Origin of the sequence: Pseudomonas sp. P7759 (genome assembly GCF_013386445.1) — a bacterium.
GTDB lineage: Bacteria > Pseudomonadota > Gammaproteobacteria > Pseudomonadales > Pseudomonadaceae > Aquipseudomonas > Aquipseudomonas azotoformans_A.
This window is the reverse complement of record NZ_JACART010000049.1, coordinates 37,425-61,305: the sequence shown is the minus strand read 5'-3', so window position 1 is coordinate 61,305 and position 23,881 is coordinate 37,425. Positions and strand designations below refer to the sequence as shown.

The following is a 23,881-nucleotide window of genomic DNA, read 5'->3' as shown; positions in this document are numbered from 1 at the left end:
GTAAAAAGGCTCAAGTTAGTTAAAATGCCAGCCTGTAACCGAGGCCGCCCTATGCGTTATTCATCCGACCACAAAGCCCAAACCCACCAACGCATCATCAAGGAAGCTTCCGTACGCTTTCGCCGTGACGGCATCGGCGCTACCGGCTTACAGCCATTGATGAAAGCACTGAACCTGACGCATGGGGGGTTCTACGCACACTTCAAGTCCAAGGACGAACTGGTGGAAAAGGCGCTGCAGGCTGCTGCGGCAGAGTTGGACGCCCATTGCGAGATGCTTTTCAGCCAGGAGTGCCCGCTGGAAGCGTTTATTGATAGCTACCTCTCGGAGTGGCACCTGACGTCTCCGGATCAAGGCTGCCCGTTGCCAACCATTTCCTCTGAACTGGGGCTACGCGGCCAGCACAGTGCAACGACGGATGCAGTGCTCGGCGCACGGCTCAAGCAGATTGAAACGGCGTTAGCGGATGGACGGGGTGATGCACAAGGCTTGGTGATAATGTCGACGTTGGTGGGAGCCCTGGTTCTCGCTCGGAGTGTTGAGGACAAGGCGCTGGCGATGCGAATCATGGACGTGGTGCGAGATAGTTTGAAAACCCACATTTCAGAAGATGAAAAAGCCGGTCAATGACCGGCCTCCCCTATTGGCTTAGTTGATTACAAGCCGATCGCGGTTCTTCTCCAGCAGCGCCTTGCCGATCCCTTTCACTTCCAACAATTCATCTACCGCCGTGAACGGGCCATTGCTTTCGCGGTAGGCGATAATTGCCTTGGCTTTGGCCGCACCAATGCCGAAGAGGTCACGGCGCAGGGTTTCGGCGTCGGCGGCGTTGAGGTTGACCTTGGCGGAGTGTTCGGTTTTGGCCATCTGGGCGGCGATGGGGGTTGGCGCTTCGGGTTTGATGGACGGGGCTGCGGTGGTGGTGACCGAAAGGGTGGTGAGGAAAGCGAAGATCAGGGAAGTAAGGTAAGTGTTTTGCATTTGACGCTCCATGACATTGATAAGAGAAAAGCAGCTTTTCCGAAGCTGCTTTTCTAACTTAGGTGATGTTGGGGATTCGTCAAAAACGCTTGAGTTACAAGGTGTTAAATCAGGGTTCCAGGCGGCGCTGCTGGTAGATCCAGTCGACGATTTCGCCATCGGGGGAGTAGCCGCTGACGGTGTCGCGCAGGAGTTGACGAACGCGGGTGTAGTCGTCCTGGTCTACGGCAGCAAGGAGTTCAGTGAGCTTGCCTTTGAGGACGTCCCAAGGCAGGTAGTCTTCGTTGGCGCTCATGATCATTGGGTGCTGGGTCGCGACGACGTTATCGCCGATGAGCAATTCTTCATACAACTTTTCACCTGGGCGCAGACCGGTGAATTCAATCGCAATATCGCCGTGGAAGTTCCTCTCTGAACGGACACTGAGGCCTGACAAGTGAATCATCTTTTCGGCCAGCTCTGCGATCTTGACCGGTTCTCCCATATCAAGAACAAAAACATCCCCTCCGCGCCCCATCGAGCCCGCTTGAACAACCAGCTGCGCTGCCTCAGGAATAGTCATGAAGTAACGTGTGATTTTCGGATGGGTAACTGTCAGCGGACCACCGGACTTGATTTGCTTGTGGAACAAAGGGATCACCGAACCGGATGAACCCAGCACATTACCAAAACGCACCATGGTGAAACGGGTCTTATTAACCCTGGAAATATTAGCGTTATCACCGAAAAACACAGGTGCCAGTTCCCGGCTCAACGCTTGCAGTGTCATCTCGGCGAGGCGTTTGGTACTGCCCATGACATTAGTCGGGCGTACGGCCTTATCGGTTGAAATCAACACAAAGTTGGCCACACCTGCTTGCAGTGCTGCCTGAGCGGTATTCAACGTGCCAATTACGTTATTAAGGACGCCCTCGGCAATGTTATGTTCCACCATAGGCACATGTTTGTAGGCGGCCGCATGATAAACAGTTTCAATGCGCCAGGTCTTCAGCACATCAAATATCTTTTGTTGATTACGGACAGACCCCAAAATCGGCAACAGCCGTACGGAAAAAGCACCTCTTACAACACGCTGCTCAAGCTCGGAAAGAATACTGTAGAGATTGAACTCACTGTGTTCGAACAATACGAGGCAGGTGGGGCGCAATTCAAGGATTTGCCGGCAGAGTTCAGATCCGATAGATCCGCCCGCGCCAGTGACAAGCACGGCCTTGCCCGTAATGCAGTGTTCCAAGAGTTCAGCTTGGGCAGGCACCGCGTCACGGCCAAGCAAATCCGCAATATCCACTTCCTGAATGTCATCAACCTTGACCCGGCCACTGGCCAAATCCATGAACCCAGGCACACTGCGGATATGCAAAGGATAACCTTCAAGAAAGCCAAGAATCTCTCTGCGTCGTGCACGTGGGGAGGAAGGAACCGCAAGTAGGATTTCCTGAGCTCCGGTGACATCTATCATCTTCCGAATATGTGTAGGCTTGTAGACTTGGAGCCCGGAAATTATCCTATTGGAAATGCTTTCATCATCGTCGATGAAGGCGACCGGTCGCATGACCCTACCAATTCTAAGTGCTGCAACCAATTGATTGCCCGCCGCACCAGCGCCGTAAATGGCCACTCGGGGTAACCCATCGTCTCGACTGGTAAAGGGTACATGTTGGGCAGCCGCGAACCAATCGCCAAGGAAAAACTGGCGCATCGCTAAACGCAACCCACCCACCATAATTACGCTGAGCCACCAGTAGTTGAAAATAATGGAGCGAGGGACAACGTTTTGGTGGTTGCTATACCAGTAGACAATAACCCCAAGAATCAAAGAAGACAAACTGACCGCTTTAATAATTGCAATAAGCGCGTCATTGCCAAAATACCTCATTACCGCACGATAAAGTCCAAATCTAGCAAAAAGAGGAATGGCTACAAACGTGGCACTTACAAATAACCAAAGATGTTGTACCAACGGGTTAGACATTTCATCAATGCCCAAGCGTACAACGAAAGCCATCCACAAGGCACACCAAATAAGTACCACATCGACGGCTATCTGAATCAGCCTTTTTTGCCTGCGCGGGAGGCCTTGCAAAAACACCCTGACCTTATCCATAGCTCCCTCAAAAAACCCAAATTTTTCCAAGATTAAGATGGTACATCGCTCATCAAAACGGTGTGTGAAAAAAAGCCAGCTCAGGATTTTTCAGGAGCGCGGCCCTTCTGTTTCGCCTGCACGAAAGCGAACAGCCAAAATAATCAAGGGAATATAAGCTACAACCAATGCCGCCGCTCCGCTCAACAGCGAGTATGCGACACAAACCGCGAGTGGTAGCAGCCAAAACACGTTGATTAGACACACGGTCAAGGTCACTGGAGCATGTCGCCCCACTAGGCGCGATGCATATTGATAGGCATGACTGCGGTGAGCTTCATAGACACGTGCACCGCGTAGCAGTCGACGTAACAAGGTAACTGTGGCATCGACAATGAACACGCCGAGAAGGATGAGCCAGCACCATAGGAGATCTGCGGACAACCATGCAGCGTGAACAGAAAGCCCGGCGAGCACTATACCTATGAAGCCACTGCCAGCATCGCCCATGAAAATTTTTGCGGAGGGGAAATTCCAGTACAAAAAACCCGCCACGGCAAATGCAAACAGCATATTCACCTGAATCAGGCTGGTGTGCCCGGCAATGAGGTAAACAACACACATGCCTAAACACGCACAAATTGCCTCGATACTCGCCAGCCCGTCAATTCCGTCCATGAAATTGTATAGATTGAGCATCCACACCAGGTAGAGTGAGCCGAACACGTAGCCCGCGTAATGCAGGTTCAGAGGCGTCCCGAAAAAATCAATAATCGGCAATCCGCCAGTCCAGAAAAGCACAATTGCTGCAGCGCAAAAGTGCCCCATTAGACGCCAGCGCGCAGCGATATGGCCATGGTCATCCATAAAACCAATAATGGCGACAAGACCACCTGCAAAAAATAAAGAGGCAAACACCGCAAACTCGATTGCGCCCGTAAGGTAGAGACCGACCAGTGATAGCATCACGGTGATGACGATCGCCAAACCGCCGCCCCGAGGCGTCGGGATCGAATGAGAGCTGCGTGCATTGGGGACATCTATCATACTTCGCGACAAAGCATATTTACGTAACATCGCAGTCAGCAAAAATGATGTGAGAAACACTAAAATTATAGCCAATATCATTTTTCCGTATGCCCCTGGAAGTGCTCCGCGGTCAATGCAAAACCTTGTTCAACGGACATCGGAGGTGTCCATCCCAATAATTCGCGGTTCTTCTCAATATCAACCTGCAAGTTCCCGCACAGGCGTTGAGACAACGACTTTTTGTTCAGCAACCTGGCGGCAGCAACAAGCAAGCTGCTAGGGACGGGTAACAACCGTGCACGGCACCGAAGTGCTTCCGCCATCTTCCTGAGCAACTGCGTAGTCGACACATCCTGACCATCACTGACCAAAAACGTCTGATTAGCAGCGGCGGGATGCGTGAGACAAACGCTTATCAAATCCACGAGATTATAAAGAGACACCAAGCTGCGTTTGTTATTGATTGCACCGAACGGGAGTACAACGCCCCTGTCCAACAACTTTATCATATTGAAAAAGTTAGCCTTCACTCCGGGTCCATATACAAGCACGGGCCGAATGATAACGACATCCATGCCTGTTTCAGCGGCAATATTTCTCAGTCCTTCCTCCGCCTCCATCTTAGAGACGCCATAAGCGTCAGCAGGCATAGGCACATCATCTGCTCGGTAAGGCTGACCCGATTGAGTCGACTCACCATTGACCTTGATGGAGCTGATGAAGACAAAACGTCTTACACCACATTTCGCCGCCTGCCTGGCAAGGTTGTGAGTTGCCGCCACATTTGCCAGCCTGAATTCAGCCATGGGGTCGGCAGCACGCTCGTTCATGACGTGCACGCGAGCAGCGCAATGAACAACGCTATCAGCCCCTTTCAATGCAGCGGTGAAATCCGTGTCTGAAGCCAATTCTCCGCACACAAACGTCTCACACCCCAGGGGAGGTCGTTCTGGTGTAGTTCTGTAAATAGCCACCGGGTCAAAGTTGCTGTGCGTCGAAAGGAGCTTGATCAAAGCACCGCCTACAAAGCCGCTTGCGCCCGTCACCGCTACGCGAGAGACCCTCTCCAATCCATCAGCGCTCATTCAAAAGCCTTTTATAATCGTCTAACAATAACGTCGCGCACTTGGCCGAACTGAACTCGGAACAAGCCCTCGCATTGGCGTTTTCCCCCATACGCAGACGAGCATCATCGTCAACCAATAAGCGTGTTAATGCCTCACCAAGAGATCGCGTATCCCTCGGCGGGACTAGAACACCTGTGACGCCGTTTACAACCGCGTCGGAGAGACCGTAAATATCGGTTCCAACGGTCGGCAACGCCATAGCGCCCGCCTCGATAACAACCGTACCAAAGCCTTCACGGTAACTGGGTAAGCAGAGCAAGTCGGCTATTGCCATGTATTTTTCGGGTTCGTCCGAAAAGCCAACACTGTGGATGCGCGTTGCGACATCACTGCTGCTCACAGAATCCACAATCGCCTTGCCGTTATCTTCAAAAGGCCCCACCAGAAGCAAATGAAGGGATACGTCATGCAAAGCAATGCTGTGAAAAGCATCGACTAACTCTTGAATGCCTTTGTCTTGGGTGATTCGGCCGACGAATAGTATTACCTTGCCGTCCGCCGGAATACCCAGTTGGCTTTTCAAGGAAAGGCTGTCCTGTTCGGTATACTTGTCTCGGTTGAAACGTTTCAGATCAACACCCGCCAATGACCCACTACCAAGAACACTTATCCTTGCGGGAAAGACAATGTTGTTATCGACAAGAAATTGCCGCTGACTTTCACTGTCCGTATAAGAGTGTGTATTCAAGGCACCAATTAACCGGTCACAGTACTTCAGGACCTGGCGCTTCATGCCAGACATTGTCACCCAAGGCTGTCCGGTGAACGTATGGATTCGAACTGGGATACGTGCAAAAAGCGCTGCTATCGCGCATAGCAAACCCGCTTTGGGCGTGGTCGAATGGACGATATCGAATTGACTTGACTTGAACACGCGAAACAACTTCACCAAACTGACCAGATCGTTGAGCGGGCTGATATTTCTTGAAATGTTTATTGGCGTAAAGGCCACATCAGCAAGAGCAGCCATTTTATCTGCGAATTCGTCATCGCTGGCGATTACCGTAATTTCCGTTCCCAGCGCCTGAAGCGTTTGAATCTGAGAGCTCAACTGGGTAAGCACGAAAAAAGGTACTGTCGAGACACGCGCTACCCGCAATTTTCTGTCAGCCAACTCTCACCTCGCAGACTGCGTTAAAAACGGTACATTTTGCCACACCCACAATTGCTCTGGGGCGCATTAATGAGCCGTTAGCGAGTAAATGGCTAGCCAAAGAGCTCACCGATACTTTCCGGGACAGGCTTGCCGGGCGCAAAATCCAACAGATCTGCGGCTTTCTTGGCGGAATAAGTCGTATGGCTCACCAGGGCATCAACACGCTTCTGGGTAATCCGACCACGGGTCAGTGGCGAAACAAGCGCTACCGCCACGCGTACCATAAATTCCGGTACTACCAGGCGAGGCGTTGCCACGCCCTGCGCACGCGCCATGCCGGCAATGAGTTCGGGCATCATGCAATCATTTGAAAGGTTGAATATTTGCCCTTTCGCTCGTGGGTCCGTAGCGCATCTATAAAGCGCCCAAACCACATCATCAACATGAATGTAGGTAGCCGTGGCAGGGGAGAAGCCGATGAAGAAAAAACGTCTCTTTTTGACCATCTGACCGAGTTGTCTTAACGAATTGTTAGACATTGTCGGTCCAAACACATTGGAAGGACGCAGTATGGAAAATGAAAAAGACTCTGGCATTTCACGGGTTGTGATCAAAGCATCCGCCAACGTCTTGGTGATTTCATAAGTCCCTACAGGGTTCGTAGGCATGTCCTCAGTCACTACACGACTCTTGGCGCGTGAAGGGCCGTAGGCTCCGACACTGCTCAATTGAACCCACCGTATCGATTGTCCTTGAGCTGAAGCGACCGCCACGGCATCCAAAAACTTAGCCGTCGCGTCCACGTGGAGCCGATGCATCAACTGCTCGTTATGAATCTCGCCTGCGCAATTGAATATGACATCGCAGCAAGAAAGTAGCGCCGGGTAGTCGATATCATCTCCAACCAAATCGCCAATAACGGTTTCAACCGATGAGTTAGCCTGTGTGAGCCCCTTACGCGTCAAGACCCTCACCTGGACACCTTGCTCAGTAAGGTATTGAACAAGATTGGAACCGATGAAGCCATTTGCGCCCAATACCAACGCTCTCATCTCACCTCCTTTTCGCCAGAACGCTCGTTAGACAATTCGCCAGACCTTACGATGGGGCCGGAACGTTGTTTTCTATGAGACTCAACAGCATATACATAGAGGGCAATGGCGAAAATTGGCATTCCCTGCAACCCCTTGAAGTTGATGATCAGGAAGATAACGGTGAGCGCAAAGGCAAAATGCCGAATTTTGAAAAAGCCAGGGCCGCCACGGGCAAAAATCAGTCCCAGCAAAAAATAGGAATTCAGCAGGATATAAGCAAACACTGAGCCTATACCCGAAAAATAAAGAATTCTGAGGTACCCCACGTCGGTGCCTTTATAGAACTCAAGGGAGTTTTCACTTCCGGAAAAGTACTGCCCGCCGCCGAACAACCACTCACTCAAAGTATTCGGAAGGGTGTACATCTCTGATAACACGTTGACACTGTGACTTCTCAGCTCACCATGCTGGAATAAGTTTCGAAAAATTTCAGTCGCTTCAAATAGCGGTCCACTGTTCACATAGAAACTCAGCGAGATCATCACTAAGAGCGCCAAGACCAAAATCAACTTAAACAAAAAGCCTTTTCTGAAAACGCTCATAATCGCATACGCCACCACTGCGCTTCTCGCCACTGCCATCGACAGGGGTAACAAGAGGACCAGCAACAGGCCATTCATAAATTTTGAATCAGATACCAAAATACTGAAAAACAGTGCCAGTACAATCGTCAGCGCGCCATCAACATGAAACAAACCGAAACCCAACGCCCTGAGCCCATAGATATGCTGAAACACATCTGCAGAACGTGGTGAAATAAAACCAAGCATGAACGAATAAAACCCATGACTTAGCATCGAGAACACGATAACGAGGATTTGGAATATCAGCCAGGCAATAAGGGCTGAAGGCTTGGCAAGAATGACGCGACAAATGACATAGCCGAAAAAAAAGTTTAGTAGTACTTTGACTGAAACAACTATATGAAAGAAAAGATCACGACTTTCGCCGCCCCCATTCATGTAGGCTAGAACGCCACCTATCACCCAAATTGCGAATAAAATACAAAAAACAACAGCAAACCAACCTCGCGCGAAAAAAAAACGACAGAAGCCCGTAAGATAGAACGGCACAAGAATCAGCGCCATCGGTATTTCCGTGCCGTAAATTCGCGGAAACCCCAGTACTAACACCAGCACCAGGAACGCACGCCACATCGGCATGCTTCTATTGACGAGCCCATCCTGAACATTTTCCACATTTTTCACTCTTAGTGACTCAACACAACCTTACAAATACCCAACAGCGGATACTACTCAACCCGCTCACCACTTAAGCAATAAGTACAGTACCCCTTGATATAGCCGTGGCTCACGATAGCTGTCAGGATTCATCAGCAGTTTGGCGAGTAAACCTAAGGCTTCTTTTTTCCGGCCTGTCGCCAAATTCCTGAATCGAACACAGTTTAAAATACACAAGACACGATTATACAGAGGGTGAGTCTTATGCTGCTTGACAATCAATAGCAAGCCATCATGCACTAGATCATGCTGTTTCATGGTATTGGCAGGGTGCATGCGATACTTCGCGAGTACGTCGGGAAGAACCTCTACAAATTTATCATTCCCAATCGTCAGACGCATCCACATATCCCAGTCTTCTATCTTGACCTCTGGATTGTAGCTGCCCGCTTCGATGATCGCCTGCAGAACCACCATACTGGCGGGCGCCGGCAACTCAGTCTTCAACAAGAAAATCTCATCAAATTTATGCTTTCCTGCGCTCTTCCTGAAACCTCTTTCAATCCCCTGGTCGTCGATCAGCGACACGGAACCAAATGAAGCAACACACTTCGGATTTTCTATCATGTGTTTAACCAGTACTGCGGTTTTTGTCGGATACAAAATATCATCTGACGCCAGCGCAGAAAAATAAGTGCCGGTCGCCCATTGCAATGCGTCATTCAGTGTTCCTGACAAACCTTTGTTAGGGCGTGAGACGAACCGAAAACGGGTAAATCGCGCCTCACATTCGTCAACCAGACTTGCGACTTTTTCTGCCGAGCGATCCGTAGACCCGTCATCAATGATAATTAATTCAATATTCTGATAAGTCTGCTCAATAATACTTCTAACACTGTCCACCACAAAATGTTCGTGATTATAGACAGGTACGCACATGGTCACTAACGGGCTAGACGCATGATCATTATTCATCAACGATGTCTCCTTCACGTCGGGAAATGTGTCTGACAAACTTGGCAGGTACTCCAGCGTATATACATCCTGCGGGCACATCGCCGGTAACGACGGCCCCGCTGCCAATGACAGCTCCATTGTGGATAGTCACACCTTTAAGCACTTTGACATCATTTCCGAAAAATACGTCATCACCGATGAAGACATCTGCGCACTGATATTGACCGTTCGTTCTATTTTCTACTTCCAACCCATGAAAGTCGGAATCAGCAACAAAAAAATTATTGCCCATCATGCAGCGACGACCGATCTCAACTTTACCGCGATCAGCTATAACCACCGCCGAATTATTGAAACATGTTCCCTCACCCACAGTAATTTCTGCGGTAGCCGTTCGTGCCTCAAAATAAGCATAGCCCCCCATCAAGTAGGGCGATGGCCAGACGCCCACCGTCACTTGAGAGTCAAACACAATTGATCCTAACCCAACAAATTGCGCTGGCTGGTTGAATTTCACGCCCTTGGTATGCGCCCGATTATCGGAAAACAGATGGCGATAGACTTTTATACGAAAAGACTGAAATGCTTTGATAAACACATAGACCGGAAGCCGGCCAATGCCGTAGGCACTGATTTTTTTAAATAGGCCGCTCAAGCAAATATCCCCTTCTTTTTCATCACTGCAAACATAAAGCAAAAGTGCAACGCATAAGTAACCGCGTGCGCTATAACGGCACTTTCCAACTCGAAACTCGAAAAAACAACCACTAGCACATAGAACAGCAACGCAAAGAACAGTTCTGAAAATACAAAAATCTTCCAGTACGCCCGTGCCGCCAATACATAACCCAAGATCCAGCTCGCGATTTTCAGCACATCACCTAGCATCTGCCATCCAAACAAATCGCGCATTGGCAAAAAGTCAGAGGTAAACAGAACGGAAATAATGAAATCGCGTAGGAAATACATAATTAAACCGCATGCAATAGCAACCGGGAAAATCACCTTATAGCCTTGCAGGATCTCATTTTTTATATCTTTGGATTCTTTCAGCTCAGACAACTTTGGTAAATAATAAACACTCAGCGTTGTGGTGACCAACATCAGGTAAGCCGAACTGAGCCTCCACATTGCCTCCCAATAACCGGCAGACTGCCAGCCAAACGTCTCACCAAGGTGATTCCGGACCAATATGTGACTGATTGGCACGCACAAGGCTGATGAAAGTGCCATTACTGTAAATTTCGACAAATTGATTGTGGTCTTTTTGTCTAACGTGCCAATCATGTAAGACAACTTGAACCATGGTGACTTTAAACACAAAAAGAACGTGATGAAACAGCTGAGAGATTGGTATACAGCCAGCGCGACCAACGCGCCGTACAGGCCGTATGACATCGACATCAATGCCGTCACCAGCAGTGAAAACAAGCTACCTGCAATATTGGCAATGACGTATTTACCGATCTCCTTTTTGCCGTTCAATATCGCCAGCATCAGCGTATTCAGCGTGAACAGTACAAGCGTTGTACCAAACCAAACGAACACACCACCAAAACCGGCATCTTTCAGAAACCAGATTGCCAGGGTCTCGTTGAATATGACAATCAAAACCGAAAAGAACAGCGACCCTGACAGTGCAATGGTTCCCGCTGTTCGCCAGACTCGGTGTTGTGCAGCTACATCATCTTTATATTCCGCCGTGTATTTGGTAACCCCTGTGTTAACGGCACCACTGGCAAAGGTAGTGATCATCTGTACCGCGTTCTGAAACTGCCCAAGTGCCGCGTAGCCACTCGGGCCGACGTAGATCGCCAAAACTTTATTGATGCCCAACAAGGTCAACATTTTGATGAACACGGCAATTGCATTCAGCAGGCTTGTTCGGATTAAAGTCATTCCCGATCAACCATTTCCCGAAAAGCTATTGCACGCTTCAATCACCAGCCTCGCATCATCCAAGCTCAACGATGGCCCCATTGGAAGACTCAGTACTTGATTATGGATACTCTCGGAGACGGGGTAAGAGTGGTCGCTCCACTCAGAGTAAGCAGGTTGCTGATGCGGAGGAATCGGGTAATGGATGAGTGTCTCGACCCCTTTCGCTGCCAAATGCTCTTTAAGTGCGTCACGCTGCGCGCTACGGATGACAAAAAGATGCCAAACATGATTCTCGAAGTCAGTAGCTGAACGTCCTCCCGTCGAAGGTAGCTGGATAGCCAAATTATCAATCCCTTCAGAGTAAAGGGTAGCGATCTCTCGCCGGTGTCGTGTTTGCTCATCCAAATACTTTAATTTAACGCACAGCATCGCTGCTTGGATTTCATCGAGCCGGCTGTTAACCCCGCGATACAAATTTTTGTATTTTTCGTGGGAACCGTAATTGCGCAACGCTCGCAGGGTATCGGCGAGTTCCGAGTCGTCAGTGGTGATTGCCCCCGCATCCCCCAAAGCGCCGAGGTTCTTACCGGGATAAAAGCTGAATCCAGCGGCATGCCCCCAACTACCAGCTTTCTTGCCATTGAAACTGGCACCGTGCGACTGCGCAGCATCTTCCAACACGAGAAGTTTGTGTTCTTCGGCGATCGCGAGTATTTGAGGCATGTCGGCGAGCTGGCCATATAAATGGACAGGTAATATCGCTCGTGTCTTGGGTGTTATCGCCTTCCTGACGTTCGCAGGGCAAAGGTTGAAGGTTGTCACGTCCGGTTCAACCAGTACTGGCGTCAGGCGATTTTCCGAAATGGCTAATATACTTGCGATATAGGTATTGGAGGGCACGATAACTTCATCGCCCTCCGCGAGGCGGCCCAAAGCCATCCAGGCGCGCATCGTCAGGACCAAAGCATCTAGCCCGTTGGCAACGCCGATACAATGTTTAGAACCACAATATTCAGCAAACTCAGTCTCAAAGTTTGCGAGCTCACGGCCACCGATATACCAGCCCGATCGAATAACTCGGTCGCAGGCCGCTGCCAGCTCATCGTGGTGCGCCGCGTTCACGGATTTCAAATCTAGAAAATTGATCATTTTTCCATATACCTAATGACTTTGGCTGGGTTGCCTACCACGACTGCGTACTCAGGAACATCTTTTGTTACGACAGCCCCGGCACCGACCATTGCATAACGACCGATAACGATACCTGGCAAGATAGTCGCATTGGCGCCTATGCTCGCCCCCTGCTCGACCGTAATTCCTTCAAAACGCTCAGGGTACTGTTTTGAGCGCGGCGAAACATCATTGGTGAACGTTGCATTCGGACCAATAAAAACATCATCCGCAACGCGCGTTCCAGCCCATAAAAATACGCCGGACTTCACGGTCACGTTATTCCCAATAACAACATCACCTTCAATTAAAGTATGCGCGCAGAGGTTGCAGCCCTCTCCAATAATGGCGCCCTTCAATACAACGCTAAATTGCCATACTCGTGTAGTAGGCCCAACATGTTCACTTTGAACGTCCGCGAGAGGGTGAATATTAGTCATTGTTTATCATCCCGACAAATTTTGCATACGAGCGAATGTAATCATTTTCATCATACAAATCACTGGCGACCACTAGCAAAACGCAATCTGGGCTGAAACGATGCATTTCGTGCCAGATCATCTTGCCAATAAAGATAGCTTTGCTGGGCGAGTCCAACCACACCTCTTCTTTTTTCACCCCGTCGTCCATGATCATCAAGCATTCTCCGGACACGCAGACCGCCACCTGCTCCAGTTCTTTATGCGCATGAAAGCCGCGCGGTACTTCAGGCTTGGTGCCCGTCAGGTAGTACACGCGCTTGATGTCGAAAGGGACGTTTTTCATAGCCTCGAGTACAACAAGCTGACCTCGTTCGTCTCCCAGGACATTAAATTCGATTAAATTAATCAGGCTCATTTAGAGTTCTCCTCAGCCAACGCCGGTGCGGTGGCCAAATTTATTTTTGATTCAACGTCTAGCCTGGGGAACGGCGCCCTGGTGCAACGTACCCATGCAGCGAGCCAGAGGCCTTCAGCTAGCTCTGGGCCATGGGATAGCAAGGTCTTGCTCGCTCACTGACACCTAAATGGTGCTCAACGCGGTAAACGTCGAAAATGACGCCCGCCAAGGTCTGACACACCGGAAGCACCCAGCAAGCGCGCTTGAAAACTGCGAGAAGTATAAAGTAATCCGTAGCCTGCTATGGCAGGGATAGGACCTTTCATTTTTTTCGCCGCCATCCCAGGTCATGGATACCACTCACGATGCTTGAGTAAATGCCTTACGTGGGCCTCGGGGGTGCTCACCGGCCAGTCGTCAAAATTAAGCTAGGAAAATATCAGATCAACGCCCCGCAGGCACTGCAATTACTCGTAGGATCGAAATAGATCGCTCATTGAATCATTGAAAAATGAGGATAAAACGCTGTGTACACAAGATATCGGAGAGTTCTTCGCTAAGCTGGCAGATCTCCCCAACGGACAACCGGCAGCATGCACAAAGAGTCTGTCAGAAGGCTCTATCGAAAAGCCCTCAGCCCCCCACTCCCACAGGAGCCGACCTACAGATATTTCTCACTCATTGCATAGACAAAACATAAGAAAACCGCACCCCAAAAGCAAAGCTCAGCGCGGGGTTATTTTTAGGATCAGGAAGGGAGGGGATGAGCGTCAAAGAGTGCCCAGCAAGCCTTTCAAAGGCTCGCGCGCTCAGTTGGCAGCCTGTTTTCAAAAGACTACTGCCTTGTTACGCAGTACAGGTCAGCGCATGCTCTTTTATTTTAATGGTGTAACTTTAAATCAAGCGTCTCCGCTCATTTTTTAAAGCACAGAGTGTCCATCGAAAATTTTTTGCCTATATAACAATCAGGACAGTTCTTAGGCGACCAGGCAGCCATATAAGACATGCCCAAGTAAGGATAAAATAGATGGCTGCTCACAAGAACCGACTAACGCGCACGGCTCCCCTAGCGCTGCTGCTCAGCCAAGCAGCCGCATCGCTACACAGCGCAACGACGGTAACCTATCTGATAGACGGGATAGAAACTTTACCAACTATTGCGGCAAATCACGCAACAGCAGGCTCTATATACGTGCTGTAGAAGCGGACGCGCGACGACGCTTAGACACCACCGCGCTCAAGAGCGGCCCAATGAGCATACCAACAATAAATGCCACAACCACAAATACCGAAACTGGCAGCTGACCTGTTGCAAAGCCGAAGAAAGACAAAGAGGCACCTTGCTGGTTCTCTAATACAAACGCCAAAACCACCAACGCAACCACCAGCACCATCAGCACCAGTACAACGCGCTTAACCCCACGCATAACCTTCTCCTACCCCAAAAACAGTCAGACGCCTTCTTCCTCTTCTTCGTTCACCCGATCACGCAACTCTTTACCCGGCTTGAAGTGAGGAACGAACTTGCCGTCAAGGCTGACGGACTGTCCAGTCTTCGGATTCCGCCCTACCCGCGGCGCGCGGTAGTGCAGCGAAAAACTGCCAAACCCCCGGATCTCGATCCGGTCCCCGGTTGCTAGACACTGGGACATTTGCTCAAGCATGGTCTTGATAGCCAGCTCGACATCCTTGGATGAGAGCAGCCCTTGATGGGTGACAATTCGTTCGATCAACTCCGACTTCGTCATATTTTTCCCTTCTTTTTCAAGCAGCTAGGAAAAGCGCTTCGAAGGTTTTAGCATGACTTGATGAATTTGAACAGCCCATGCATAAACTTATCTGCTGGTTGAATAAACACCCGTATCGCACGCGCTATACGCTCAATTGCAGATGACCAGCATCGTCCGCGTTACTGCGCCAGCAGGATTCCAGCCGAACAGGTAGTCGCCCTCCTCATCCTTGGCGTCACTGGACTTGGTGATGACCTTGTAGCCTTGCATCTTGCACTCTCGGGCGGCGCGCTTTTCGCACTTCTGCCAGTTGTTGCCCAGCCCTGAGCAATCGATCTCGATGCCGCTCACGCCGCGTTTGGCGTGGGTCTTGGCGCTGGTGGTGGAGCAGCCTGCAAGCATTACCACGGCGAGTATTACGATAAGCCTGTTCATTCAAATCCTTACTGAAGCTACAACAAGAGAACGCTTTTTTTCTTGAGACTATAGTCAGTTCTGACACTGAGCTGTACGCCTTGGTTCTAAGTTGTTGATTCAACGAATTTCAGGCACAAAAAAGGGCGACCGAAGTCGCCCTTTTTCTATGGTCTGACAGAACTTAGTTCTGTTTTTCCATTTGTGCACGCAACAGGTCGCCCAGAGTGGTAGGACCAGCAGCGATGCTATCCGAAGGCTTGTCTTTCAAGCTTTGGATGGCTTCTTTCTCTTCAGCATCGTCTTTCGACTTGATGGAGAGCTGGATTACACGGCTCTTGCGGTCAACGCTGATGATCTTGGCTTCTACTTCCTGGCCTTCTTTCAGAACGTTGCGCGCGTCTTCAACGCGGTCACGGCTGATTTCGGAGGCTTTCAGAGTCGCTTCGATATCGTCGGCCAGAGTGATGATGGCGCCTTTAGCGTCAACTTCTTTCACGATGCCTTTAACGATTGCGCCTTTGTCGTTGTCCTGAACGTATTCAGAGAACGGGTCGCTTTCCAGTTGCTTGATACCCAGGGAGATGCGCTCGCGCTCTGGGTCAACCGACAGGATAACGGTGTCCAGCTCGTCGCCCTTCTTGAAACGACGAACAGCTTCTTCGCCCACTTCGTTCCAGGAGATGTCGGACAGGTGAACCAGGCCGTCGATGCCGCCGTCCAGACCAATGAAGATACCGAAATCGGTGATCGACTTGATGGTGCCGGAGATTTTATCGCCCTTGTTGAACTGGCCAGAGAAATCTTCCCATGGGTTAGATTTGCACTGCTTGATGCCCAGGGAGATACGACGACGCTCTTCGTCGATGTCCAGAACCATAACTTCCACTTCGTCGCCGACTTGTACGACTTTCGAAGGGTGGATGTTTTTGTTGGTCCAGTCCATTTCGGAAACGTGTACCAGGCCTTCCACGCCTTCTTCCAGCTCAGCGAAGCAGCCGTAGTCGGTCAGGTTGGTAACACGCGCGGTTACGCGAGTGCTTTCTGGGTAACGGGCTTTGATAGCAACCCATGGATCTTCACCCAGTTGCTTCAGGCCCAGGGAAACACGGTTGCGCTCGCGATCGTATTTCAGAACCTTGACATCGATCTCGTCGCCAACGTTGACGATTTCGGAAGGATGCTTGATGCGCTTCCAAGCCATGTCGGTAATGTGCAGCAGGCCATCCACGCCACCCAGGTCGACGAATGCGCCGTAGTCGGTGAGGTTTTTGACGATACCTTTGACTTGTTGGCCTTCCTGCAGGGATTCCAGCAGAGCTTCACGCTCGGCGGAGTTCTCTGCTTCCAGGACGCTGCGACGGGAAACGACAACGTTGTTGCGCTTCTGGTCGAGTTTGATGACCTTGAATTCGAGTTCTTTGCCTTCCAGGTGCGTGGTGTCGCGCACAGGACGAACGTCGACCAAAGAACCTGGCAGGAACGCACGGATGCCGTTAACGTCGACAGTGAAGCCGCCTTTAACCTTACCGTTGATAACGCCCTTGACCACTTCTTCAGCTGCGAAGGCTGCTTCGAGAACAATCCAGCATTCAGCGCGCTTGGCTTTTTCACGGGACAGCTTGGTTTCACCGAAACCGTCTTCAACCGAGTCCAGAGCAACGTGAACTTCGTCACCGACATTGATTGTCAGATCACCAGCATCGTTGTAGAACTGTTCCAGCGGGATCAGAGCTTCAGACTTCAGACCAGCGTGAACGGTTACCCAGCGAGCTTGGTAATCGATATCAACGATAACACCGGTGATGATGGAGCCTGCCTGAAGGTTCAGGGTTTTTAGGCTTTCTTCAAAGAGTTCCGCAAAGCTTTCGCTCATTTTAATTCCTGTTGATAAGGGCGAAGAATACGCCCATCTCCACACCCCAGACGGTGTGGGTCAGTTTCAGTTAAAAGAAGCCACCGCAGGACTATGACTGGTCCCCTGCGGCCTTCTTGATCACCCGGCGATATCGCGAATGGCGATTTCACTCAAGATGCGTTCCAGCACCTGCTCGATGGACAACTCCGTGGAATCCAGCTGTATGGCATCAGCCGCCGGCTTGAGCGGGGCTACTGCGCGCTGGGTATCACGCTCATCGCGTGCACGGATCTCATCTAGCAGACTCGACAGACTAACACCATCGACTTTGCCCTTCAACTGCAAGTAGCGGCGGCGAGCCCGTTCCTCGGCGCTGGCGGTCAGGAAAATCTTCAGAGGCGCCTCGGGAAACACCACGGTGCCCATATCACGACCATCGGCCACCAGGCCCGGCGGCTCCTGAAAAGCCCGCTGACGCTGCAGCAGCGCATCACGCACGGCCGGCAACGCGGCAACCTGGGAAGCCCAGGAGCCGACCTGCTCGTTGCGCAGGTCATCGGTCACATCGTCCCCTTCGAGGATGATGCGCTGGGGATGACCTTCCGTCGCGCCGACAAACTGCACATCAAGGTGCGCCGCCAACAGTTTCAGGGATTCTTCGTTGGTCAGGTCGACGCCATGGTTGCGTGCGGCAAATGCCAGCAGGCGGTACAGCGCGCCGGAATCCAGCAGGCACCAGCCCAGGCGCTTGGCCAGGATGCCGGCGATCGTGCCTTTGCCCGAGCCGCTTGGCCCGTCGATGGTAATCACCGGTGCTTTGATATTCACAATTGAGCCTCTTGGGCAACACGGATGCCGACGTGGGCACACAGTGTAAGAAAATTCGGAAAAGACGTAGCAACATTGGCGCAGTCACGGATACGAATCGGCGCCGCCGCCCGTAGGGAAGCCACGCTGAAGGCCATGGCAATGCGGTGATCGCCATGGGCATGCACGTCGCCACCGCCCATCGGGCCACCCTCAATGATAATCCCATCAGGGGTAGGTTCACACTTCACGCCCAACGCCAGCAGACCGTCGGCCATGACCTGGATACGGTCGGACTCCTTTACGCGCAGCTCTGAAGCGCCACGCAACACCGTTCGTCCCTCGGCACAGGCCGCCGCGACGAACAACACCGGAAACTCATCGATCGCCAACGGCACCAGCGCCTCGGGAATCTCGATACCCTTCAGCGGTGCCGCTCGTACGCGCAGATCCGCGACAGGCTCTCCACCCACCTCACGCCGGTTTTCCAGGGTGATATCCGCCCCCATCAGTCGCAGGATATCGATCACGCCGGTGCGCGTCGGATTGACACCCACATGCTCAAGCAGCAGCTCAGAACCTTCAGCAATAGAAGCCGCTACCAGGAAAAACGCTGAAGAGGAAATATCCCCCGGCACTTCTATATGGGCAGCCGTCAGCGCATGACCGGACTCCACCGACGCCGTCGCTCCCTCCACCGCCACCGGATAACCAAAGCCACGCAACATGCGCTCGGTATGGTCACGGGTCGGCGCAGGCTCGGTCACCGCGGTTTTACCTTCAGCGTACAACCCAGCCAACAACAGGCAGGATTTGACCTGGGCACTGGCCATCGGCATCGCATAAGCCAGGCCTTTCAACGACTGGCCACCGCGAATGTTCAGCGGCGGACGCCCTTCCGGCCCCGTCTCGATCACCGCTCCCATTTCCCGCAGCGGCTTGGCTACACGACTCATCGGGCGCTTGGACAAGGACGCATCGCCGGTCAGCACACTGTCAAAGCTCTGCGCCGCCAGCAACCCGGACAGCAAACGCATGGAAGTACCGGAGTTACCCAGGTAAATCGGCCCCGGCGCCGGCTTCAGGCCATGCAGCCCCACGCCATGAATGGTCACGCGCCCATGGTGCGGGCCTTCAATCACCACACCCATGTCGCGAAACGCCTGCAAGGTCGCCAGGGCATCTTCGCCCTCAAGGAAACCTTCGACCTCAGTCACACCCTCAGCCAACGAACCCAGCATGATCGACCGATGGGAGATCGACTTATCGCCCGGCACCCGAATGCTTCCGCTCAAGCGGCCACCCGGTTCGGCGAGGAAGGTCAACTCATCAGCGTTCACAGCGGTTTCCATGTAGGCCCGGCGCGCCAGGATCTTGCTGAAATGCTCACGCGCCACCCTCGCACGGGTGAACACGCCCAATAATTGATGGCCATCTCCAGCATCAACCGCGTCGCGCAAGGCGTCGAGGTCGCTACGGAAGGTGTCCAGGGTGCGCAACACCGCTTCGCGATTGGCGAGGAAGATGTCGTGCCACATCACCGGGTCGCTGCCGGCAATCCGCGTAAAATCACGGAAGCCACCGGCGGCGTAACGGAAAATCTCGAGGTTTTCGTTGCGCTTGGCCAGGGAGTCCACCAGGCCAAATGCGAGCAAGTGCGGCAGATGACTGGTCGCGGCCAGCACTTCGTCATGGCGCTCGACCTGCATATGCTCGACATCCGCGCCCAGCTCACGCCACAAACGATCCACCACCGCCAACGCAGCCGGATCGGTTTGCGCAAGCGGCGTCAGGATGACTTTATGGCGACGGAACAGCTGCGCATTGGACGCCTCCACCCCGCTCTGCTCGGAGCCGGCAATCGGATGGCCCGGTACGAAGCGCGGCGGCATGCCGCCAAAGGCCTGTTGCGCCGCGCGCACCACATTGCCTTTGGCACTGCCGACATCTGTCAGGATTGCCTGGCCCAGGTCCATGCCCGCCAGCACGGCGAGCAATTTCTCCATGGCCAGGATCGGGACGGCCAGCTGGATCACATCTGCGCCCTGGCACGCGAGCGCCAGGTCCGCCTCACAGCGATCCACCACCCCCAACTCAACCGCCAACTTGCGCGATTGCGGATCCAGGTCCACACCGACCACTTCGCCACACAGCCCGCTTTCACGCAGGCCTTTGGCGAAGGAGCCGCCGATCAACCCCAGACCGACCACCACCAGGCGACCGATCATAGGCACAACAGGTTGCAATGCAGTGACATCAACCACGGGCCAGAACCTTGGCCAGCGCCTCCAGGAAGCGGGCGTTTTCTGCTGGCAGGCCGATGGTGATGCGCAGGTGGTTCGGCATGCCGTAGTTGGCGGTCGGACGCACGATCACGCCTTCGCGCAACAGCCCCTGGAACACCGGAGCAGCCTCTTGGCCGAGGTCGACACAAATGAAGTTACCCTTGGACGGGATCCAGCCCAGGCCCAGTTCACGGAAGCCTTCCTGCAGTTGCAGCATGCCGCTTTCGTTGATGCGACGGCCTTCTTCCAGGTACTCGGCATCTTTCACCGCCGCACACGCCGCCGCGAGGGCGAGGCTGTTGACGTTGAACGGCTGGCGTACACGGTTCAGCACATCGGCCACCACGGCGGTGGACAGGCCATAGCCGACCCGCAGCGACGCCAGGCCATACGCCTTGGAGAACGTACGCGAGACCAGCAGGTTCGGGTACGCCGCCAGGTAATCCAGGCCGTTCGGCAAATCACTGCCTTCGGCGTATTCGATGTAGGCCTCGTCCAGCACGACCAGCACGTGTTCCGGCACGTCTTGCAGGAAGTCGTTCAGCGCTTGCGCGTCGAACCAGGTGCCGGTCGGGTTGTTCGGGTTGGCGATAAACACCACGCGGGTCTGGGCGTCGATCGCCGCCAGCATGGCTGGCAGGTCGTGACCCCAATCCTTCGCAGGAACAACGCGCGCATCAGCACCGACCGCCTGGGTCACGATCGGATAGACCGCAAACGCGTGCTCACTGAAAACCGCGTTCAAGCCCGGCGCCAAGTATGCACGGCCAACCAGCTCAAGAATGTCGTTGGAGCCGTTGCCCAGGGTGACCTGGTTCAGCTCGACCCGGCATTTTTCCGCCAGCAGTGTCTTGAGGGCAAAGCCGTTGCCATCGGGGTAGCGGGTCAGCTCAGCCAGTTCTTCACGAATCGCCGCCAACACTTTTGGGCTCGGGCCCAGCGGGTTTTCGTTACTGGCCAGCTTGACGATGTTCGCCGGGTCCAGGTTCAACTCACGCGCCAACTCGTCCACAGGCTTGCCCGGAACGTAAGGCGACAGTTGTTGCACGCCCGGCTGCGCCAGGGCGAGGAAGTTGCCACTCATGTTAAAGCCTCACAAAACCGCTTTCGGGTAAGAGCCCAGCACCTTGAGTGCCACGGCTTCCTGACTGATTTTCTCCAGCACACCTTTGACCAGTGGGTCGCGGTGGTGGCCGATGAAGTCGATAAAGAACACGTAAGTCCATTTACCGCTGCGCGAAGGACGAGTCTCGATGCGCGTCAGGTCAATCCCGTTATCGTGGAACGGCACCAGCAGCTCATGCAGCGCGCCGGGCTTGTTGCTCATGGAGACGATGATGGACGTCTTGTCGTCGCCCGTTGGCGGCACTTCCTGGCTGCCGATCATCAGGAAGCGCGTGGAGTTGTCCGGGCGATCCTCGATTTTCTCAGCCAGACGCGTCAGGCCATACAGGCCCGCTGCCATATCACCGGCGATGGCCGCCGAGTTCCACTCACCCTTGACGCGCTTGGCCGCCTCGGCATTGCTGGAGACCGCCACGCGCTCGACATTCGGGTAGTGCGCGTCCAGCCACTTGCGGCACTGGGCCAGGGACTGGGCGTGGGAGTAGATACGGCTGATGCTGTCGGTCTTGGTGTTCTCGCCCACCAACAGGTGGTGGTGGATGCGCAGCTCGACTTCGCCGCAGATCACCATGTCGTGCTCAAGGAAGCTGTCCAGCGTGTGGTTGACCGCGCCTTCGGTGGAGTTTTCCACCGGCACCACGCCAAAATTCACCGCACCGGCCGCCACTTCACGGAACACTTCGTCGATCGCCGCCATTGGCTTGCTGATCACCGCGTGGCCGAAGTGCTTCATGGCCGCCGCCTGGGTGAAGGTACCTTCGGGGCCGAGGTAAGCCACTTTCAGCGGCTGCTCCAGGGCCAGGCAAGAAGACATGATTTCACGGAACAACCGCGCCATCTCTTCATTACCCAGTGGGCCTTTGTTGCGCTCCATCACGCGCTTGAGCACCTGGGCTTCGCGCTCGGGCCGGTAGAACACCGGCACTTCGCCTTCGGCCAGGGACGCCATCTTCACCCGTGCCACTTCCTGGGCGCACCGCGCACGTTCACTGATCAGCTCCAGGACTTTCTCGTCCAGGCTGTCAATGCGTACGCGCAGGGCCTTGAGTTCTTGCTCAGACATTAGCCGTGTTCCTTTTCGAACTCTGCCATGTAGGCAACCAACGCGTTGATCGCGTGGATGTCGACGGCGTTGTAGATGGAGGCGCGCATGCCACCCACCGAGCGGTGGCCCTTGAGGTTGAGCAGGCCGCGCTCGTCGGCACCAGCCAGGAACGGCTTGTCCAGGCGGTCGTCAGCCAGGCGGAACGGTACGTTCATCCACGAGCGGTCGGTGAGGTTGATTGGGTTGCTGTACAGGCCGCTGGCGTCGATGAAGTCGTACAGGGTGCGCTTCTTCACTTCGTTGAGCTTGCCCATGGCGGCCACACCGCCCTGCTCTTTCAGCCACTCGAACACCAGGCCGGAGAGGTACCAGGCAAACGCCGGCGGCGTGTTGTACATCGAGCCGTTATCGGCCGCGACCTTGTAGTTGAGCATGGTCGGGCACAGCGAACGGGCGCGACCGAGCAGGTCTTCGCGGATGATGTTGACCAGGATGCCGCTCGGGCCGATGTTCTTCTGCGCGCCGGCGTAGATCATGCCGTACTTGGAGACATCGATAGGACGCGAAAGGATGTCCGAGGACATGTCGCACACCAGCGGCACGTCACCGACTTCCGGCACCCAGTCAAACTCCAGGCCGCCGATGGTTTCGTTCGCGACATAGTGCACGTAGGCAGCGTCCTTCGACAGCTTCCACTCGTTCTGACCGGGAATGGCGAAGTAGTCGTACGGCTTGGCGGTACCCGCGACATTCACGTGACCGTAACGGGAAGCCTCTTCAATGGCCTTCTGGCCCCAGATGCCCGTGTCGATATAGTCAGCCGTGCCGTCTTCCGGCAGCAGGTTCAGCGGGATCTGGGCGAACTGCTGGCTGGCGCCGCCCTGCAGGAACAGCACTTTGTAATTGGATGGGATGTCCAGCAAGTCGCGCAGGTCCTGCTCGGCCTTGGTGGCGATGGACACGAACTCATCGCTGCGATGGCTCATTTCCATCACGGAGAGGCCTTTTCCATGCCAGTCGAGGAGTTCACCCTGCGCACGCTGCAGGACTGCTTCAGGAAGCGCCGCGGGACCGGCACAGAAGTTATAGGCTCTCTTGCTCACATCCAATCTCACTCTGATCTGGTGGGGTGGTGCAATAAACGGGTGTTTCAATACTTTCAGAAGGGACAAACAACAAGGGGGCGAATCTTCATCCGC

The 23,881-nt window shown here is 53.3% G+C and carries 23 protein-coding genes; 1 reads left to right on the top strand and 22 read right to left on the bottom strand.

The genetic code is table 11. From position 1 onward, the window contains the following. Window positions 1-51 precede the first annotated feature (51 nt). Window positions 52-630 (top strand): TetR/AcrR family transcriptional regulator, encoded by a 579-nt coding sequence (locus tag HX823_RS26890; protein WP_177077543.1) that lies wholly within the window; start codon window positions 52-54, stop codon window positions 628-630. 18 nt (window positions 631-648) lie between these two features. Here the strand turns inward: HX823_RS26890 and HX823_RS26885 are convergent, their stop codons facing one another. The 22 genes from HX823_RS26885 to serC form a co-directional block, all read right to left on the bottom strand. Beyond that, the gene (locus tag HX823_RS26885) at window positions 649-981 is read right to left on the bottom strand and encodes a helix-hairpin-helix domain-containing protein (protein WP_038844507.1); all 333 of its coding nucleotides are present in this window, start codon (window positions 979-981) and stop codon (window positions 649-651) included. A 109-nt stretch (window positions 982-1,090) separates the two neighbouring features. Continuing rightward, window positions 1,091-3,085 carry a nucleoside-diphosphate sugar epimerase/dehydratase gene (locus HX823_RS26880; RefSeq protein ID WP_038844505.1) on the bottom strand — a complete coding sequence of 665 codons (1,995 nt, stop codon included), beginning with the start codon at window positions 3,083-3,085 and terminating at the stop codon, window positions 1,091-1,093. Window positions 3,086-3,175: 90 nt separating this feature from the next. After that, window positions 3,176-4,192 (bottom strand): glycosyltransferase family 4 protein, encoded by a 1,017-nt coding sequence (locus HX823_RS26875; protein WP_038844503.1) that lies wholly within the window; start codon window positions 4,190-4,192, stop codon window positions 3,176-3,178. Beyond that, entirely contained in the window at window positions 4,189-5,178 is a 990-nt protein-coding gene (locus HX823_RS26870; protein ID WP_038844501.1) for an SDR family oxidoreductase, read from the bottom strand. The genes HX823_RS26875 and HX823_RS26870 overlap by 4 nt, the downstream gene beginning before the upstream one ends. After that, window positions 5,168-6,283 (bottom strand): glycosyltransferase family 4 protein, encoded by a 1,116-nt coding sequence (locus tag HX823_RS26865; protein WP_371317982.1) that lies wholly within the window; start codon window positions 6,281-6,283, stop codon window positions 5,168-5,170. The genes HX823_RS26870 and HX823_RS26865 overlap by 11 nt, the downstream gene beginning before the upstream one ends. Window positions 6,284-6,426: 143 nt before the next feature. Beyond that, window positions 6,427-7,368, bottom strand: a complete 942-nt coding sequence (locus tag HX823_RS26860) for an NAD(P)-dependent oxidoreductase (RefSeq protein ID WP_177077541.1) — start codon at window positions 7,366-7,368, stop codon at window positions 6,427-6,429. Next, entirely contained in the window at window positions 7,365-8,618 is a 1,254-nt protein-coding gene (locus HX823_RS26855) for a hypothetical protein (RefSeq protein WP_218170035.1), read from the bottom strand. Before HX823_RS26855 ends, HX823_RS26860 begins: the two co-directional genes overlap by 4 nt. 57 nt (window positions 8,619-8,675) lie before the next feature. Continuing rightward, window positions 8,676-9,566: a glycosyltransferase gene (locus HX823_RS26850; RefSeq protein ID WP_177077537.1), complete on the bottom strand. Its 891-nt coding sequence runs from the start codon at window positions 9,564-9,566 to the stop codon at window positions 8,676-8,678. Continuing rightward, a complete protein-coding gene (locus tag HX823_RS32090; protein ID WP_256350272.1) occupies window positions 9,559-10,203 on the bottom strand; it encodes an acyltransferase in 645 nt (214 codons plus the stop codon). Before HX823_RS32090 ends, HX823_RS26850 begins: the two co-directional genes overlap by 8 nt. Next, complete coding sequence (locus HX823_RS26840) at window positions 10,200-11,447, bottom strand: O-antigen translocase (protein ID WP_177077535.1); 1,248 nt, start codon at window positions 11,445-11,447, stop codon at window positions 10,200-10,202. Before HX823_RS26840 ends, HX823_RS32090 begins: the two co-directional genes overlap by 4 nt. 6 nt (window positions 11,448-11,453) lie before the next feature. Beyond that, a complete protein-coding gene (locus HX823_RS26835; RefSeq protein WP_177077533.1) occupies window positions 11,454-12,578 on the bottom strand; it encodes a DegT/DnrJ/EryC1/StrS aminotransferase family protein in 1,125 nt (374 codons plus the stop codon). After that, a complete protein-coding gene (locus HX823_RS26830; protein WP_038844490.1) occupies window positions 12,575-13,039 on the bottom strand; it encodes an acyltransferase in 465 nt (154 codons plus the stop codon). The genes HX823_RS26835 and HX823_RS26830 overlap by 4 nt, the downstream gene beginning before the upstream one ends. Then, window positions 13,032-13,436 carry an FdtA/QdtA family cupin domain-containing protein gene (locus HX823_RS26825; protein ID WP_038844489.1) on the bottom strand — a complete coding sequence of 135 codons (405 nt, stop codon included), beginning with the start codon at window positions 13,434-13,436 and terminating at the stop codon, window positions 13,032-13,034. The genes HX823_RS26830 and HX823_RS26825 overlap by 8 nt, the downstream gene beginning before the upstream one ends. A 1,166-nt stretch (window positions 13,437-14,602) precedes the next feature. After that, window positions 14,603-14,845 carry a LapA family protein gene (locus tag HX823_RS26820; RefSeq protein WP_038844486.1) on the bottom strand — a complete coding sequence of 81 codons (243 nt, stop codon included), beginning with the start codon at window positions 14,843-14,845 and terminating at the stop codon, window positions 14,603-14,605. 24 nt (window positions 14,846-14,869) lie between these two features. Then, the gene (ihfB, locus tag HX823_RS26815; protein WP_003189779.1) at window positions 14,870-15,166 is read right to left on the bottom strand and encodes an integration host factor subunit beta; all 297 of its coding nucleotides are present in this window, start codon (window positions 15,164-15,166) and stop codon (window positions 14,870-14,872) included. A 132-nt stretch (window positions 15,167-15,298) separates the two neighbouring features. Next, window positions 15,299-15,583 (bottom strand): lipoprotein, encoded by a 285-nt coding sequence (locus tag HX823_RS26810; protein ID WP_038844484.1) that lies wholly within the window; start codon window positions 15,581-15,583, stop codon window positions 15,299-15,301. Window positions 15,584-15,746: 163 nt separating this feature from the next. Further along, a complete protein-coding gene (gene rpsA / locus HX823_RS26805) occupies window positions 15,747-17,438 on the bottom strand; it encodes a 30S ribosomal protein S1 (RefSeq protein ID WP_012722933.1) in 1,692 nt (563 codons plus the stop codon). A gap of 120 nt (window positions 17,439-17,558) precedes the next feature. Then, complete coding sequence (gene cmk, locus HX823_RS26800; protein WP_003172653.1) at window positions 17,559-18,248, bottom strand: (d)CMP kinase; 690 nt, start codon at window positions 18,246-18,248, stop codon at window positions 17,559-17,561. Beyond that, window positions 18,245-20,455, bottom strand: coding sequence for a bifunctional prephenate dehydrogenase/3-phosphoshikimate 1-carboxyvinyltransferase (locus HX823_RS26795; RefSeq protein WP_177077566.1), 2,211 nt, complete (start codon window positions 20,453-20,455; stop codon window positions 18,245-18,247). The genes cmk and HX823_RS26795 overlap by 4 nt, the downstream gene beginning before the upstream one ends. A 28-nt stretch (window positions 20,456-20,483) precedes the next feature. Further along, a complete protein-coding gene (hisC, locus tag HX823_RS26790) occupies window positions 20,484-21,596 on the bottom strand; it encodes a histidinol-phosphate transaminase (RefSeq protein WP_177077531.1) in 1,113 nt (370 codons plus the stop codon). Window positions 21,597-21,605: 9 nt separating this feature from the next. Next, window positions 21,606-22,700 (bottom strand): prephenate dehydratase, encoded by a 1,095-nt coding sequence (pheA, locus tag HX823_RS26785; RefSeq protein WP_003172650.1) that lies wholly within the window; start codon window positions 22,698-22,700, stop codon window positions 21,606-21,608. Next, window positions 22,700-23,785 carry a 3-phosphoserine/phosphohydroxythreonine transaminase gene (gene serC / locus HX823_RS26780; RefSeq protein ID WP_016975319.1) on the bottom strand — a complete coding sequence of 362 codons (1,086 nt, stop codon included), beginning with the start codon at window positions 23,783-23,785 and terminating at the stop codon, window positions 22,700-22,702. The genes pheA and serC overlap by 1 nt, the downstream gene beginning before the upstream one ends. Between the last annotated feature and the right edge of the window lie 96 nt (window positions 23,786-23,881).